At 52.2% G+C, this 15,610-nt stretch carries 12 protein-coding genes; 6 read left to right on the top strand and 6 right to left on the bottom strand.

Features of this window, described 5'->3' with window-relative positions:
- Window positions 1-138 precede the first annotated feature (138 nt).
- Both purL and CSR04_RS24900 read left to right on the top strand, forming a co-directional pair.
- Complete coding sequence (gene purL, locus CSR04_RS08220) at window positions 139-4,020, top strand: phosphoribosylformylglycinamidine synthase (RefSeq protein ID WP_102795790.1); 3,882 nt, start codon at window positions 139-141, stop codon at window positions 4,018-4,020.
- A gap of 317 nt (window positions 4,021-4,337) precedes the next feature.
- Complete coding sequence (locus CSR04_RS24900; RefSeq protein ID WP_172449283.1) at window positions 4,338-4,481, top strand: hypothetical protein; 144 nt, start codon at window positions 4,338-4,340, stop codon at window positions 4,479-4,481.
- Here CSR04_RS24900 and smrA read toward each other — a convergent pair.
- Genes smrA through CSR04_RS08200 form a run of 4 tightly spaced genes read right to left on the bottom strand, consistent with a single transcriptional unit; the run spans window position 4,453 to window position 8,417 of the window.
- Window positions 4,453-5,034, bottom strand: coding sequence for a DNA endonuclease SmrA (smrA, locus tag CSR04_RS08215; RefSeq protein ID WP_102795789.1), 582 nt, complete (start codon window positions 5,032-5,034; stop codon window positions 4,453-4,455). The two genes, CSR04_RS24900 and smrA, sit on opposite strands and share 29 nt — an antisense overlap.
- Before the next feature lie 41 nt (window positions 5,035-5,075).
- A complete protein-coding gene (locus tag CSR04_RS08210) occupies window positions 5,076-5,633 on the bottom strand; it encodes a PqiC family protein (RefSeq protein ID WP_102795788.1) in 558 nt (185 codons plus the stop codon).
- Entirely contained in the window at window positions 5,633-7,285 is a 1,653-nt protein-coding gene (pqiB, locus tag CSR04_RS08205; protein WP_102795787.1) for an intermembrane transport protein PqiB, read from the bottom strand. Before pqiB ends, CSR04_RS08210 begins: the two co-directional genes overlap by 1 nt.
- On the bottom strand, window positions 7,275-8,417 hold the full coding sequence (locus tag CSR04_RS08200; RefSeq protein ID WP_102795786.1) for a paraquat-inducible protein A: 1,143 nt from the start codon (window positions 8,415-8,417) through the stop codon (window positions 7,275-7,277). Before CSR04_RS08200 ends, pqiB begins: the two co-directional genes overlap by 11 nt.
- A 353-nt stretch (window positions 8,418-8,770) precedes the next feature.
- Between CSR04_RS08200 and CSR04_RS08195 the strand changes: the two genes are divergently transcribed.
- On the top strand, window positions 8,771-10,801 hold the full coding sequence (locus tag CSR04_RS08195; protein ID WP_102795785.1) for a S9 family peptidase: 2,031 nt from the start codon (window positions 8,771-8,773) through the stop codon (window positions 10,799-10,801).
- 63 nt (window positions 10,802-10,864) lie between these two features.
- Here CSR04_RS08195 and CSR04_RS08190 read toward each other — a convergent pair whose 3' ends face one another.
- Both CSR04_RS08190 and CSR04_RS08185 read right to left on the bottom strand, forming a co-directional pair.
- Window positions 10,865-11,329 (bottom strand): YybH family protein, encoded by a 465-nt coding sequence (locus CSR04_RS08190; protein ID WP_102795784.1) that lies wholly within the window; start codon window positions 11,327-11,329, stop codon window positions 10,865-10,867.
- 105 nt (window positions 11,330-11,434) lie between these two features.
- Entirely contained in the window at window positions 11,435-12,622 is a 1,188-nt protein-coding gene (locus CSR04_RS08185) for an ROK family transcriptional regulator (protein WP_146027129.1), read from the bottom strand.
- A gap of 161 nt (window positions 12,623-12,783) precedes the next feature.
- Between CSR04_RS08185 and CSR04_RS08180 the strand changes: the two genes are divergently transcribed.
- Genes CSR04_RS08180 through CSR04_RS08170 form a run of 3 tightly spaced genes read left to right on the top strand, consistent with a single transcriptional unit; the run spans window position 12,784 to window position 15,602 of the window.
- Window positions 12,784-13,845, top strand: coding sequence for a substrate-binding domain-containing protein (locus CSR04_RS08180; RefSeq protein ID WP_102795782.1), 1,062 nt, complete (start codon window positions 12,784-12,786; stop codon window positions 13,843-13,845).
- A gap of 1 nt (window position 13,846) precedes the next feature.
- Entirely contained in the window at window positions 13,847-14,821 is a 975-nt protein-coding gene (locus CSR04_RS08175) for an ABC transporter permease (RefSeq protein WP_102795781.1), read from the top strand.
- Window positions 14,814-15,602 carry an ATP-binding cassette domain-containing protein gene (locus CSR04_RS08170; RefSeq protein WP_102795780.1) on the top strand — a complete coding sequence of 263 codons (789 nt, stop codon included), beginning with the start codon at window positions 14,814-14,816 and terminating at the stop codon, window positions 15,600-15,602. Before CSR04_RS08175 ends, CSR04_RS08170 begins: the two co-directional genes overlap by 8 nt.
- The last annotated feature ends 8 nt before the right edge of the window (window positions 15,603-15,610 follow it).

Below are 15,610 nucleotides of genomic sequence, written 5' to 3'. Positions count from 1 at the left end.
TGAAGGGCTGATAACAGCAAAGCTTATCAGACGGGCGATTTTCTACTATAATCCGCCGCGCAAATTCCTGACGACCGAGCCATCTGCCCATATTAAGCGCAGATGAGTCCTAAACATTGAACTTTGGATGACTAAAACATGCTGATCCTCCGCGGTGCGCCAGCCCTTTCCGACTTCCGAATCCAAAAGCTGCTGACTCAGTTGGCCGAACAACAGCTGGATGTAACCGACCTGCACGCAGAGTATGTGCACTTTGCCCAGGTAACACAGGCGCTGACCAGCGAGGAAGCCGAAGTGCTGAACAGCTTGCTGGTGTATGGACCCAAAGTCGCAGAGCATGCAGCAGACGGCGAACTGGTGTTGGTGGTGCCACGCCCTGGTACTATTTCTCCCTGGTCCTCCAAAGCTACCGATATTGCCCACAACTGCGGTCTGAATAAGGTCAAACGCTTAGAGCGCGGTATTGCCTATTATGTAAAAGGGGTGGCAACGGGCAAATTAGCCGATGTGGCTGCCATGCTGCATGACAGAATGACAGAATCTACATTTGCTGATCTGCAACAAGCCCAGCAGCTATTTATTGAGCAGCAACCTGCTGCCATGACCAGTGTGGATATTCTCGGCCATGGTCGTGGTGCGCTTGAAACAGCCAACGTTGAAATGGGACTGGCCCTGGCAGAAGATGAAATTGACTATCTGGTCAGCAGCTTTGAACGCCTGGGACGTAACCCCAATGACGTCGAACTCTATATGTTTGCCCAGGCCAACTCTGAGCATTGTCGACATAAGATATTTAACGCCGACTGGACCATTGATGGGGCTGCCCAGCCCAAGTCCTTGTTCAAAATGATCAAAAACACCTTTGAGCATTGCCCTGACTACGTGCACTCGGCCTACAAAGATAACGCCGCGGTAATGGAAGGATCGATAGCAGGACGTTTTTTCCCCGATCCTGCCAGTGGCCAGTATCAGTATCATCAGGAAAGTATCGATATTCTGATGAAAGTGGAAACCCACAACCACCCAACGGCTATTTCGCCATTCCCGGGTGCCGCAACCGGCTCCGGTGGTGAAATTCGTGATGAAGGTGCCACAGGTCGTGGTGCAAAACCTAAAGCCGGTCTGGTGGGTTTTTCCGTATCTAACCTGCGTTTGCCTGGCAATGAGCAGCCTTGGGAGCAGGACTTTGGCAAGCCCGGTCATATTGCCAGTGCCCTGGATATTATGATTGAAGGCCCGCTTGGCGGCGCCGCATTTAACAATGAATTTGGCCGACCCAATATTCTTGGCTATTTCCGTACCTACGAGCAGCAGGTTAACAGCTTCAATGGCGAAGAGATTCGCGGTTATCACAAACCTATTATGCTGGCCGGTGGTCTGGGTAATATTCGTGCCCAGCATACGCAAAAAGCCGAGATCCCGGTGGGGGCCAAGCTGATTGTGTTAGGTGGTCCGGCCATGAATATCGGATTGGGTGGTGGTGCGGCCTCATCTATGGCGGCCGGCCAGTCCAACCAGGATCTGGATTTTGCCTCAGTACAGCGCGACAACCCGGAAATTGAACGCCGTTGTCAGGAAGTAATTGATCGCTGCTGGCAGCTTGGTGAAGACAACCCTATTCAGTTTATTCACGATGTGGGCGCCGGCGGTATTTCCAATGCTTTCCCTGAGCTGGTCAATGACGGCGGCCGCGGTGGACGTTTTGAGCTGCGTAATGTGCCTAATGACGAACCCGGTATGTCACCTCTGCAGGTTTGGTGTAATGAATCCCAGGAACGTTATGTTCTGGCGGTCGCACCACATAACCTGGCACGTTTTGAGGCTATTTGTGAACGTGAGCGTGCGCCTTTCGCAGTCGTGGGTGAAGCGACTGCCGAGCCGCATCTGACCCTGACCGACAGTCATTTTGATAACAAGCCGGTGGATCTGCCGCTAGATGTATTGTTGGGTAAACCACCGAAGATGCATCGCGATGTGCAATCCAGCAAGGCCGCAGGGACAGAATTTGACACCACAACGATAAAGTTGGATGAAGCGGCTGAGCGCTTGTTGCAATTGCCGACTATTGCTGAAAAAACCTTCCTGATCACCATAGGCGATCGCAGTGTGACGGGTTTGGTTAATCGTGATCAAATGGTTGGCCCCTGGCAGATCCCGGTGGCGGATGTGGCCGTGACTGCTGCCGGTTATGACACCTATCACGGCGAGGCCATGGCCATGGGCGAACGGACTCCTGTGGCGCTGCTGAGCCATGGTGCCTCGGCGCGTATGGCGGTGGCGGAAGCGATTACCAATATTGCTGCGGCGGATATCGGCGAACTGAAACGCATCAAGTTATCGGCCAACTGGATGGCCGCTGCCGGTCACCCAGGCGAGGATGCCGGTTTGTATGAAGCGGTTAAGGCGGTGGGTGAAGAGCTTTGTCCGGCCCTGGACTTAACCATTCCGGTGGGCAAAGACAGTATGTCGATGAAGATGCGTTGGCAGGACAATGGCCAGGACAAGGCGGTGACAGCCCCTCTGTCGCTGGTGATTTCCGCCTTTGCCCGGGTAGAAGATGTCCGTCGTACCTTAACCCCGCAGTTGCGTCTGGATAAGGGCGCTTCACAGCTAATTCTGATTGACCTGGGTGGCGGTAAAAACCGTCTGGGCGCGTCTTGTCTGGCCCAGGTATACGGTCAGCTTGGCAATAGCGCACCGGATCTGGATAACCCCGAATTGCTGCGTGGCTTCTTTAATGCCGTGCAAAGTCTTAACCGCCAGGGCCTGATTTGGGCCTACCATGACAGATCCGACGGCGGTCTGTTCACTACGCTGGCAGAAATGGCTTTCGCTGGGCATTGTGGTGTGGATATTAAGCTGGACGGTTTGGGGGACGCCCTGTCAGCCCTGTATAACGAAGAACTGGGCGCCGTGTTGCAGGTGCCGGCGGATAAACTGGACGCGGTGATGCAAGTCTTTGCCGCCAATGGTTTGACTGAGCTGGTGCATAACATCGGTCAGGCAATCGATGGCGATAAGCTGCAATTCAGCCTTGCCGGTGAGATTGTGTTGTCCAATAGCCGCAGCCATTACCGCAGATTGTGGGCACAAACTACTCACCAGATGCAGTCTATGCGTGACAATCCTGATTGTGCTGCGCAGGAACTGGCGATTAAAACCGATAGTGCAGACCCTGGCCTGCACGCCAGTCTGAGTTTCGATCTGAACGAAGATGTGGCCGCGCCCTATATTGCTAAAGGTATTCAGCCTAAGGTGGCTGTTCTGCGTGAGCAGGGCGTCAACTCCCATGTGGAAATGGCAGCAGCCTTCAGCCGCGCCGGGTTCAATGCCATTGATGTGCATATGAGTGACATCCTGGCTGGCCGTATCACCCTGGAGCAGTTCCAGGGCTTGGTCGCCTGTGGTGGTTTCTCATACGGTGATGTGCTGGGCGCCGGTGAAGGCTGGGCCAAGTCCATTCTGTTTAATGATATGGCCCGTGAGCAGTTTCAGCGCTTCTTCCATCGCAACGAGACCTTCTCGCTGGGGGTGTGTAACGGCTGTCAGATGATGTCCAATCTTAAGAGCCTGATCCCAGGTGCTGACTTATGGCCGCATTTTGTCACCAACCGCAGTGAACGTTTTGAAGCACGCTTCTCTATGGTCGAGGTGATGCAGTCGGAATCCGTGTTGCTGCAGGGCATGGCTGGCTCCAGAATGCCGGTGGCCGTGTCGCATGGTGAGGGCCGTGCCGAGTTTGCCAATCAGACAGGTTTGCAATCTGTAATGGACAATCACACCGCAGCGCTACGTTATGTGGATAACTACGGTAAGGTGACAGAGCAGTATCCCGCCAACCCCAATGGTTCACCACAGGGGATCACCGGCCTGACCAGTAAGGACGGCCGCGCAACTATCATGATGCCACACCCGGAGCGCGTGTTCCGTACCGTGGCCAATTCCTGGCATCCGGATGACTGGCAGGAAGACAGCCCATGGATGCGCATATTCCGCAATGCCAGGGTATTTGCAGGATAAATGAATAAACGGACCTTCGGGTCCGTTTTTGCTTTGATCTTGCAGAAAATTTTACCGAAATGATGCGTTTGAGCTAGGTTGGGCGCAAAAATCCCGACTTTTTCCCGATTTATTCATATTTTTTTACTTAAGCTGTTGTTAAATAAAAAAACTGTGTTTAGTATTTGTACCGTTTCGTAACTAAGTGTAATCCGCGATTACCCGAATGCGAAATAAGAGTCAGCTGTTAGCTAGTTTTGGTGGAAAAGGAAGTACCGCGATAGACGCTGAGTCGAGCAAGGATTTGTAGACAGAAAAAATAATAACAGAGACAGTTTATGAATCGCTCATCGAGAGGTTTTGGCCTGGCAGGCGTGTTGTTTGCGGTGATCATTATGGTCGTCACCGCATTCTTTGGTGCCAGGGCCGATGCGGCACCAGCAATGGTGCAGATTAGCGTTTCTGGTGACGTTCACGGTTAACCAGGCGCTGTTGTTCGCTTTTTTTCAGTAGCACGTAGGTGGCTGCCAGGCCGCCGTGGTATTTTTGCGCTGTATGAAAGGCCAATACTTCCGGAATTTGCCTCAGCCACTGATTCACATAGCTTTTCAATAAGGCCGGGAAGGGTTTGCTGTGCAGTCCCAGGCCGTGCTGGATAAGCAGAGTACGTAAGCCTCTGCGGTGTGCCAGCATCAGGGTTTCAAACAAATTGTGCCGGGCTGACTCAATGCGCTGCATTTGCAGGTTCAGTACTTCATCAATCTGGTATTGGCCGAGACGCAGTTTCTTGTGCACGCCTTCCTGCACACCGTCTTTTTTGTAATCGAGAAAATCGTAAGGATCCAGGGGCTCGACCTTCTCGACACTCAGGTAGTTGCCATCCTGCTGCAATTGTTTTTCCAGTGCCTGGCGTTTCAGAGACTGCGCCAGCGTAGCTGAAGAGGGACCAATATGGGTCACTTTGTCATCGCGTTTTATCGGCACGACATCGGCCATCGCCTGCAAAAAATCGGTGGGTTGCTGCTGGTCAGACATTGCTCTTTCCCCATAGATTAAACAGTCCGAAGGCTATTGTATCAAAGCTGTTGGAGAATGTGTTGCGCCAACTTTTCCAATAGCCCATGCATTTGTGCAACAGCATGAGGGTATCCGTCGGTCTCTAAGGCTGCACTGGCAAAGAAGTCTTGCTGGTCTTTTACTTGTCCTTTGCCGTCTAGGCGCCAGTAGCGTGCCTGCAGCACAACCCCCTGTTGCTGATCGATAAGCAAATGACGAATCTGAATTCTCAACTCATCTTCGCTCATTTTTACCTGTGGCTCTGCACTGGTGATAAATCTGGTTTTGCCTTTAGCATTCAACGCATCAGCCAGTGTCATGGGCATGCTGCGTTGTAAACTTTGCGCCCACAAATGTTGACGGGATACCTGTAACTGTCCGGTTATGGTACGCATTACCAGGCCGTCTTGCTGTAAATAGTCAGGCAGTGGTAACAAGCTTAAACGCATGGTTTTTGATTGATTATCCGATTGTATAGTCGGTACCGCGGGTGGTGTCAGTAAGTAATACTGAATAGCAGGTGGCGCGCTGCTGCAGGCCGATATCAATAAGACGATGCTCAAACTTAAAAATCGCATTAATTGGCTCCTGTCGCCCTGGGCTGTGACTCGTCACCCTGGCCTGAAAATATCAGACTGTTGGGGGTTTGGTTCAACTGTTGCAACAGTGGCTGGCTTTGCTGCAGGGTGCGCTGAATTTGTTGTAAGGTACGTTGCAATTCCCCCTGGCTGGTGGAACCATCGGCAAAATCAGCCGCGAGTTGTTCCAAGCTGGCTAACGTGGCCCTTAGCTGTTCAACCAGTTGCTTGTCCTGTAATTCCGCCAGTAATCCCTGCATTGACTGTAAACTGGTGCGTATCTCCACCATGGTCTGTGCACTGGTGCCCAGCATATCACTGGCGTTCTCAGCCAGTTCCTGCAGGGGCAAGTGATTAAACTTATCCAGCAGCGCTGAGAATTTCTCGGTCAGTTGTGACAGTTCGCCGGAAACACTGGGGATAACCCGATAATTCTGTAAACTGACCAGGTCATTATGGCGTGCCGACAAGGGCGCGTATGTTAGCTCAATAAGCTGTTTGCCGGTTAACAGATTGCCATTGCCAAGTGAGGCGTGCAGTCCATCCTGTATCCACAGGTCCATTTTTTCATCCAGTTTTTGTTTGCCCACAAGGTTGTCACTTAAGCCTATCTGACCTGGATAAAGGGAAATCAGTACTGGGATTTGGTACTGAGGTTCAAGGTAAGCGGGTTGTTGCTCAAGGGGCAAATTGACCGCCAGCACTTTACCTATATTCAGTCCACGGTAGGTGACAGGGGCGCCGGGGAATAACCCTTTGACCGAATCTTCCAGCAATAGCAGGTATTCCTGGCTGTACTGGAAATCAGGCGCCGTGGCCTGCTCGTAATCCGGGTAAACTTTAAAGTAGGTGCGTTCGGTAATCACTTCGCCCTGCGGTAAATGAGCTGGTACGCCAAAGGTGACGCCGTTGGTCAGCAGTGTTTGTAAATTTCCGGCCTGGATACTGAGCCCTTCTGCGCTAAGGTCCATTTTAACCCCGCTGGCGTTCCAGAACCTGCTGTTGCTGGTCACCAGTTTATTATAAGGCGCCTGGATAAAGGCATTGTAATACACGGTGCGCTCGGCCACATTGAAGTGCACATGATCGATTTTCCCCACTTCCAGCCCTTTATAAATAATCGGGTCGCCAGCCGCATAGGCAAAATCCTGTCCGCTGGATAGAGTCAGGTGTAAGCCCGGGGCGCCTGCCGGGGTTAGCGGCGGTGTATCCAGCCCTTTGAACCTGACACTACGCTGGGGGCTGTTGCCCGGTTCCAATTTGATGTAGGCGCCGGACAATAGCGTCGACAAGCCTGAAATGCCGCTCAGGCTGACCTTTGGTGTAACCACCCAGAAGTTAGCGTCTTGGGTTAGCAGCGGATCGGCATCAGCGGTCATTCTGGCGGTGACAATCACACTGGATAGATCTTTTGCCAGGGTGATCTCCTTGACCAGACCGACTTCGACATCACGGGCGCGAATTTTGGTTTTTCCCGGCTCCAGGCCTTCGGCTGAACGAAACTCTATCTGTACCACAGGGCCTTGCTGGCTGAGTTGCTGATAAACCATCCACACACCAACCCCCAGCGCTATCAGGGGGATAAGCCAGACCTTAGACCAACTGGTTACCGGCTCTACGCGGGCTTGGGTCGCTATATTGTTATCTGTCATCTTGTTGATGGTTCCATATCAATCTTGCATCGAAACTATTGGCCGCCAGCATGGTGAGCAATACTACGCCTGAAAAAGCCATTGCTGCAGGGCCTGGGTACACTGCCATGGTATTACCCAGTTGTACCAGGCTGACCAGTATGGCCACCACGAATACATCGATCATCGACCAGCGGCCGATAAAGTCGGTAATACGGTATAACCTGGTGCGCCAGGTACGTAAACCAGGACTGTTACGCTGGATACTGTAGTTGAGCCAGGCCAGGACAATCAGTTTGGCGATGGGGATCAGCAGGCTGGCGACAAAGATAATCACGGCAATGGGATAAGAGCCTCCCCGCCATAAGGTAACAACACCACCCAATATGGTGTTGGGATCCTCTTTGCCCAGCAGCATAGTGGTCATAATAGGGAATAGGTTGGCAGGAATGTATAAGATCACCGATGCCGCCAGCAATGCCCAGGTGCGCTGCACCGTCTTATGCCTGCAAGGGGGGATGCGTCTGGCCGATTGCCAGCGATTTTCACCCAACAGCCGAAGTTGCCTGGTGAGCTGAAATTCATCCAAATACAGCAATACCGTGACCAGGCAGAGGGTAAAGAGTAAATAGGCGTAGAACGACATACCAAGTTCTATATCGGCAATGGATTGCATCTTTACCAGACTAATCAGCGCGCCGATAAAGAATATCTCCGCCATGCTCCAGGGGAGCAGGGTAAATATCAGTTTTTTGACCCAGGCTCCTCTGGGTGGATATTGCTCGGCCCGGATAAATACCGCCAGATAACACAGACCGAGTAAAATACAGCCGGGGACGACATAAATGGCCAGGATCTGCAGCACCGCTAACAGCATATACTCCTGATCAACCAAAGTACTGATGCTAAGTGGAATGCTCATGGCCTGAAACTGGCCACGTAAATCGAAAATCATAAAATCAAACGGCAGCGACGCCAGCAGAAAACACAGTCCCGCCAGGCTAAATGCCAGTATTTTATCTGTAGCCAGATGCCGATACTGGCTCAGCATGTAACCGCAGCGCGGGCAGATGGCTCGCTGCCGATGCGCCAGGGCAGGGATATGTACCTTAAGGTCGCATTCCGGGCAGCGGCTGGATATGGATGCTGGCATAGGGAAGATAAGCCCAATGGGTCGTGTTGCCAGTGTAATCATCCTCGGTCTGGGTGTGCAAGTGCTTGAATTTTCTGATGGCTAAGCATAAAGCCGAGGCATTAGAGCCTGTTGACCTTTTGAGTATAGATTTTGTGCAAATCCAGCCTCTTCTACTCACTTATGTAGAATCACTACACCACGTTCGCGCTGCCTTGTATAAAGGGCTCACAAACTGCTGCAAAATCATACTCAGAAGGTCAACACGCTCTTAGCTACCGGACGCGAAATCTGCAGCCTTGAACCTGTCGGGGCTTGTTCACCCGGACATTTATTTTTAAGGTAAGTGACGAAGCAACCTGTGAGATTCAAATATGATAAAAACAACCAGCCTGCTGCTAGCGACCATGCTGATGGCCAGTCAGTCTATGGCGCAAAACAACAAATTCAGTGCTGAGGATATTTTCGAACTGGAGTATGCCAGTGATGTGCAGATAAGCCACGATGGCGAATATATTGCCTATGTACGCAGTGGTTATGACATTATGACCGACGGCCTTCGCAGCAGTGTATGGTTATTTGACCTCGATAAGCAAAGCAATGTGCCCTTGCTGGCAGATGGTCACCAATACAGCCAACCTCGCTGGTCACCGGATGGAAAAAAACTGGCCTATGTGTCAGATGCCAGTGGCAGCAGACAATTACACCTTTATTGGCTGGATGAAGATAAAAGTGCGGTACTGACTCAGTTGCAAAAAGGTGTCAGTGATATTAGCTGGTCTCCTGATGGTAAATGGCTGGCGTTTACCATGGATGTACCTCAGGGCAAGTCTGATTATGCCAAATCAGTGAAGCGAATCAGCAAGCCCAAGGGAGCCAAATGGTCTGAAGAACCTATTATTGTTGACAAGGTCCGCTATCAGGCCGATGGACGTGGCTTACTGGAGCCAGCTTTTAAACAGGTCTTTGTTATTCCGGCCAGTGGTGGCACCCCCAGACAACTGACGCAGGGAGAATTTCAGCATTATGGTCCGCTGGCATGGCGTCCGGACGGCCAGGCCCTGCTGTTTTCCGCTAATTTTAACCCCGATTGGGAGTACCAGACCGGCGAAGCCGACATTCATCAGGTGGATTTGCAGTCGGGTAATATCACCGCTGTCACTCATCAGCCTGGCAGTGAGCGCCAGCCGATGTTCAGTGCCGACGGTAAGTACCTGACTTATTTGCAAGAAGGGAATGAACCTGTTCCTTATAACACCAGCCGGGTTGCATTGCTGAAATGGGGAGAGGACTCGCCGAAGATCTTGACCGATAAACTGGACCGGTCTGTGGACGATGTACAGTGGCAGGGCAGCCGTAATCTGGTGATACAGTATGACGACAACGGCAAACGTAAACTGGCCGAGTTGAGTTTGGCGGGTAAACTCAAGGAACTGACTGACGAGTTATCAGGTACCAGCCTGGGAAGGCCTTACATCAGCGGGCGTTTCAGCCTGGCGGACAATGGTGCCATTGCCTTTACCCTCGGCACCGCCCAGCGTCCTGCCGATTTAGGTTATCTGTATAAGGGCAAACAACGCCAGTTAACCGCGTTGAACGATGATCTGCTCAGCCACAAGGAGCTTGGCCAGGTCCACGAGATTGAATATGCCTCGTCGTTTGACGGCGAAAAAATCCAGGGCTGGTACATTACGCCGCCGGGGTTTGACCCGGCCCAGCAATACCCGTTGTTACTGGAAATTCATGGTGGCCCACATCTGGCCTATGGACCGCACTTTGCAGCAGAGTTGCAGCGCTATGCGGCAGAGGGTTATGTGGTGTTTTATGCCAACCACAGAGGCAGTACGTCTTACGGTGAACGTTTTGCCATGCTGCTGGATGGTAAATACAGCTCCAAAGAAGACTTTGCCGACCATAATTCCGGCGTCGATGCCCTGCTGGCCAAAGGGTTTATCGATAAAAGCAACCTGTTTATTGCCGGTGGTTCTGCCGGGGGAATCGCCACGGCCTATGCGATTGGTTTGACCGACAGATTTAACGCCGCCGCCATTACCAAACCGGTTATCAACTGGGTCAGCAAGGTACTGACTGCCGACAGTTATCTTGGTCAGATTCGCAATCAATTCCCTGGTATGCCCTGGGACAATCTTGAGCATTACTGGCAGCGTTCGCCATTGTCGCTGGTGGGCAATGTGAAAACGCCATCGCTGATTATGACCGGTGAAGCGGACAGGCGTACGCCCATTTCTGAGTCAGAGCAGTTTTATCAGGCGTTGAAGCTACAAAAGGTGGATGCCGTTCTGGTCAGAGTGCCAGGTGCGCCGCATGGTATAGCCGGTAAACCTTCAAGAATGATTGCCAAAATTGAACATACCCTGGCTTGGTTTGAGCGCTACAAAAAATAGAACGCCTTTAGGTACCACACTGGGGGTCACAGATAGGTGATCCCAGCGCAGCAGAACGACGCATTACTGCGTTGCTGGCGCAGGGCACCTGGGGGTGCCCTTGTCAAATACAACGCGCCAGTTGCCGTCTTCTTCCAGTCGCCAAACCGAATTAAAGGTGGCAAAGCGTTCACCCTGTTGGTTGTAAACCGGCCCGCTGCTATAAGCAAGTGTACCTGAGGCCAGCACCGTAACCTGTTCAGGCGCCCAGGAAAAAGGGGCCTCAGGCCCTTGAAAGTAGCCTTGCCACTGGCTGACAATTTCCTCGCGCCCCGTCGACGCGTTGTTGCCGTTAAAAAATACCGCTTCAGCAGCAACAAACCGGGCAAATGCTTGCAGATCTCTGTTGGCCATACTTTGCGCAAAGGCGGTTTCGGCCTGCCAGACCTGCTGTTGTGGCGATGGGCTTTCATCTGCCTGGGCGTTTAGCGTGACAGTATTCAGTAAAAAAGCAGTGCCCAGTAAAAAGGCGGCGGCACGGACCTGCATAGGGTTCTCCTGTCTAAAATTACTAATTATTTATAATTTATGTACACAGAAACACCTAAGCCATCCCGATAAGATACGGGCTGGTAAGCCAAATCTCAGCTCGTGCTAGTTTGCTACAAACAACAAAGCTTGCTTGGTGGTCAGTTCGGCTAATTGCGGCAGGCGGGCAGCATAGGGCTGATGCATATCCAAGGCACTGTGTAAGGGCAGGGTGGCTACACCACTTAGGGCAATGTCCTGCACATTGGGGGTTTTAAGAATACGGGGCACATCGCGTTCACCATATTGAGAGATGGATGGAATCAGCGGACGTAACCTGGCAATCAGCAGATCCAGCAGTTCTGGCGTGATATCACCGCCAAATATAATAGTTTGGGTATTGAGCACTGACTCCAGCATATGAATAGCGATGCGCATAGGCTCGGCAGCTTGTTCCAGCCATTTGTCTACCACCTGTGGCTGACTGTCCAGTAAAGCCGCCATGCCAACCAGATCCATGTGCGGTTGGCGGGCCTGACCACGCAACGCGTCTAAAGAAGCAAAATCGTTAAGTCTGCCCAGTTCACCATCTTTGTCACTGGTTTCTGGGGTCACAAAAATCTCACCCATGGCACCGGTGAGTTGGTTGTGCCCCAGCATAATCTGCCGGCCAAATACCACAGCAGATTCCACCTGCAGTCCCAGATGAATATATACAAAGCTGTTCAGGCCTCTGGCTTCGCCATGCAACATATGGCAGGCGGCGCAGGCGGCGGCAGTGGTTTCCAGCACCACTGGCTGATTGAGTTTGTCAGCAAGCAGTTGAGTAAAATCCTGTCTGGCCTGATGGTTGGGATATTGATGGTCAAACTGATCAACAAAACTCAGGCCAATACCCAGCAAGTCACCGGGTTCTACAGCATAGTCGGCCAGCAGTGCCTGCATAGCCAGTTCCAGCCCGTGTTCCAGCGACGCGCCACGTTCAATCTGACATTGCCCGAGCTTTTCGTTGGTCAGGTTATACATGGCCAACTGACAGTGCTGGGCAAATACGCGGATCCCGAGGCTGTAGGTGCCTTTGCCTGATAAGGCCAGCATTTTGGATGGCTTACCAACGGTTCCTTCTTTTTTGATGCCTAACTCGGCGACCAGATCAGCGGCCAGCAGTTCATCCACCATATTGGTAATGGTTTGCTTGGTCAGGCCGGTAATCTTGGCAATCTCTGCCCTGGATATGGGGCTAAGGGTGGCGATATGTGACAGCACCAGCCGTAGATTCAACGCTTTGTTTTGTTTGGAGTTTGATGCCTGCAACTATCACGTCTCTGGATTCAAAGTGGCCGGAACATTGTACGTATTATGCTGATCGCTGCCAGCACTATTTGTTGCATTTTTATTTAAGTAAAAATGATTGACATATGAAACGGTCACCCTACACTAGCCTTAGATGTAAAGTTAACGTAATAGGGTTGTGAATGCTAAAGCTGTTTTTACCGCTGGCCTGTGGCCTGATGTTATTGGGGCCACCTGCTGGTGCCAAGGATGAGCCTGACTTTGTTGCTGCGCTGGCCAATGCCGCTAAAGCAGACGAAATCGTAATTGATGCCGAGCAGGCTCATCGTCTTAAAAATAAACAATTAACGGCGGCCATGGCCTGGCACGGTGCCAGCCCCTGGATCAGCGCGGTCAATCGCGGTGCCACTGACACCTTCGAGCGTTATGGGGTAAAGGTACTGGTGACCACAGATGCCCAGTACGATCCGGCCAAGCAGGTGGCCGACATAGAAAACATTCAGGCCCTTAACCCGGACATGCTGTTGTCATTGGTGATTGATGGTATCAGCGCCAAGGTGGGGCTACAAAAAACCGTAGACAGCGGCACCAAACTGGTATTGCTGAGTAACCCTATTCCGGGGTTTGTTCACGGCCGGGATTACGCCGGGATCGTTTCTGATGATATGCAGGGCATGGGGCAAAAGGCGGCCGAGGCTGTTAACCGTCACGTGCAGGGCAAGGGCAAAGTAGGAGTGATATTCCACGATGTAAATTACTTTGTGACCAACACCAGAGATCAGGCATTCCTGAAGGCGCTTGAAGGTTACCCGGGTATTGAAATTACCGCTAAAAAGGGTTTTGTTAAAGAGCAGGATACCAGTGCTATCGCCTCTGCCATGATGCTCAGAAACCCAGATATCGATGTGATTTATGTGGCCTGGGATTCTGCCGCCGAAGGGGTGGTGGAAGCGCTACGCGGCGATGGCTTCTCTAAAGTAAAAGTTGTGTCTCACGATCTGGGGGTCAACAACCTGCTGGATATGGCCCAGCGTGGCAATATGCTGGCCTCCGTGGCGGATCGTCCCTACGAGATTGGCGCCACCATGGCCAGAGTGGCCCTGCTGGCCGAGCTGGGCGAATCTGCTCCATTATTTACCCTGGTACCTTTTGACCTGGTGACCCGCGACAATATCCGCGATGTCTGGCAGCAAGCTTATCAGGCCGATGTACCACGAATTATCAACCTTGCCCTTGGAGACTAACATGTCCACCACTTCACCTGCGCTGGCGCGCCAGGACTGGGCTACCAAGCTACTGAAGCGCCAGTATTTTATTTACTACATGTTTATTCTGGTGTTGGCTGGTTTTGCCATCTTCCTGAATGACACCGGCTTTTTAAGCCTGAGTAACTTTATGAATATTATCCGCCAGACCGCGCCTATTACTATTATGGCGGTGGGCCTGAGTTTTGCACTGGCGGTGGGGCACATTGACCTGTCCATTGGTTCGGTGGTGGCACTCAGTGCCATTGTTGGGGCCATTTTACTGCAATATGTAGGTATGCCACTGGCTGTGGCCGGGGCATTGCTGACCGGTATGTTAGTGGGCCTGATCAATGGTTTGTTGATTGAACGGCTCAGAGTCTCGTCACTGCTTATAACGCTGGGTACCATGGGCGTGATCACTGGTATTACCCGCCAGGTCAGCAATCTTGAGTCTATCCCGGTGATCGACCCCATGTTCCGAGCCTTATTTGGTAATGGCGAGTTTCTGGGCGTGCCCGGATTGCTGTGGTGGACCCTGATCTTTGCCCTGATTGGTTATGTGGTGCTGAACAAACTGGTGTTTGGTCGCCACCTGCTGGCGGTGGGCGGCAGCCCCGAGTCAGCGCGCGCCATGGGGATTCGTATCGAAAACGTGCGTATTAAGGCACTGATCGTATGCTCACTCTGTGCAGCCATTGCCGGTTTGTTGTATGCCGGTCGCTTGGCGGGCGCCCGTTATACCCTGGGGGAAGCAGACCTGCTCACCGTGATTGCTGCCGTAGCCATTGGCGGTGCCAGCTTGTTTGGTGGACGGGTCAGCATTATTGGTGCGGTTATCGGCTCCTGGCTGATGGGCATGATCAACAACGGTTTAATTCTGTCGGGCTTTTCCACCGACGAACAAATGATTACCCGTGGCCTGATTTTGATTACCGCTGTCGCCATCGGCGCAAGGGAGGCAAGAAATGGTTAGAAATGCATTAAGCCAGACCATTCTGGAAGTCAAAGGGATCACCAAACGTTTTGGTGGGGTGGAAGCCCTGCGTGGGGTGAGCTTTAAGGTTAACAAAGGCGAAGTGGTGGGGCTGCTGGGCGACAACGGCGCCGGTAAGTCAACCCTGGTCAGATGTATCTCTGGTATTCATCCACCGGATGAAGGCGAGATCCTGATTGCCGATAAGCCGGTAAAACTCAATTCGCCCATGGATGCCCGGGATGCCGGTATCGAAACGGTATTTCAGGATCTGGCCATCGTGCCTGAATTTGACGTGGTACAGAATCTGTATCTGAACAGGGAAATCCGCTCGTCCAATCCGCTACTACGTTGGTTGGGTTGGCTGGATACCAAAGCCATGACCAAGCGTAGTCAGAAATCGCTGAATCGCCTGAACAGCCGTATTCCCAGTCTGAATGAAAAGATTGTGAATCTTTCTGGTGGTCAGCGCCAGGCGGTTGCCATTGCCCGTGCTGTTAGCTGGGGGGCTGAAGTGGTGATTATGGATGAGCCCACCGCCGCCCTCGGCGTGGAACAAAGCGCTCAGGTAAATGAGCTGATTAAACTGATTAGTTCACAGGGCGTGGCCGTGGTGCTGATCAGCCACAATATGCAGCATGTCATGGATACCTGCGATCGCGCCGTGGTGCTTTATCAGGGCCGTTGCAGTGCCGATGTGGCCATTGCCGATGTGGATAAGAACGATCTGGTGTCGCTGATCACTGGTGCGTCGGGTCTGCAATTCGCCGAGTCTGCGTAGGAGAGAAT

This window comes from Bowmanella denitrificans, assembly GCF_002887595.1.
GTDB classification, from domain to species: domain Bacteria; phylum Pseudomonadota; class Gammaproteobacteria; order Enterobacterales; family Alteromonadaceae; genus Bowmanella; species Bowmanella denitrificans.
This window is presented reverse-complemented; position numbering and strand designations above follow the sequence as displayed.

What these genes read in the sequence shown, in the direction of transcription:
- pqiB (WP_102795787.1), bottom strand. Translation starts at nt 7,285, where the DNA reads ATGACAGATAACAATATAGCGACCCAAGCCCGCGTAGAGCCGGTAACC.
- CSR04_RS08190 (WP_102795784.1), bottom strand. Translation starts at nt 11,329, where the DNA reads ATGCAGGTCCGTGCCGCCGCCTTTTTACTGGGCACTGCTTTTTTACTG.
- purL (WP_102795790.1), top strand. Translation starts at nt 139, where the DNA reads ATGCTGATCCTCCGCGGTGCGCCAGCCCTTTCCGACTTCCGAATCCAA.
- CSR04_RS24900 (WP_172449283.1), top strand. Translation starts at nt 4,338, where the DNA reads ATGAATCGCTCATCGAGAGGTTTTGGCCTGGCAGGCGTGTTGTTTGCG.
- CSR04_RS08170 (WP_102795780.1), top strand. Translation starts at nt 14,814, where the DNA reads ATGGTTAGAAATGCATTAAGCCAGACCATTCTGGAAGTCAAAGGGATC.
- CSR04_RS08180 (WP_102795782.1), top strand. Translation starts at nt 12,784, where the DNA reads ATGCTAAAGCTGTTTTTACCGCTGGCCTGTGGCCTGATGTTATTGGGG.
- smrA (WP_102795789.1), bottom strand. Translation starts at nt 5,034, where the DNA reads ATGTCTGACCAGCAGCAACCCACCGATTTTTTGCAGGCGATGGCCGAT.
- CSR04_RS08210 (WP_102795788.1), bottom strand. Translation starts at nt 5,633, where the DNA reads ATGCGATTTTTAAGTTTGAGCATCGTCTTATTGATATCGGCCTGCAGC.
- CSR04_RS08200 (WP_102795786.1), bottom strand. Translation starts at nt 8,417, where the DNA reads ATGCCAGCATCCATATCCAGCCGCTGCCCGGAATGCGACCTTAAGGTA.
- CSR04_RS08195 (WP_102795785.1), top strand. Translation starts at nt 8,771, where the DNA reads ATGATAAAAACAACCAGCCTGCTGCTAGCGACCATGCTGATGGCCAGT.
- CSR04_RS08175 (WP_102795781.1), top strand. Translation starts at nt 13,847, where the DNA reads ATGTCCACCACTTCACCTGCGCTGGCGCGCCAGGACTGGGCTACCAAG.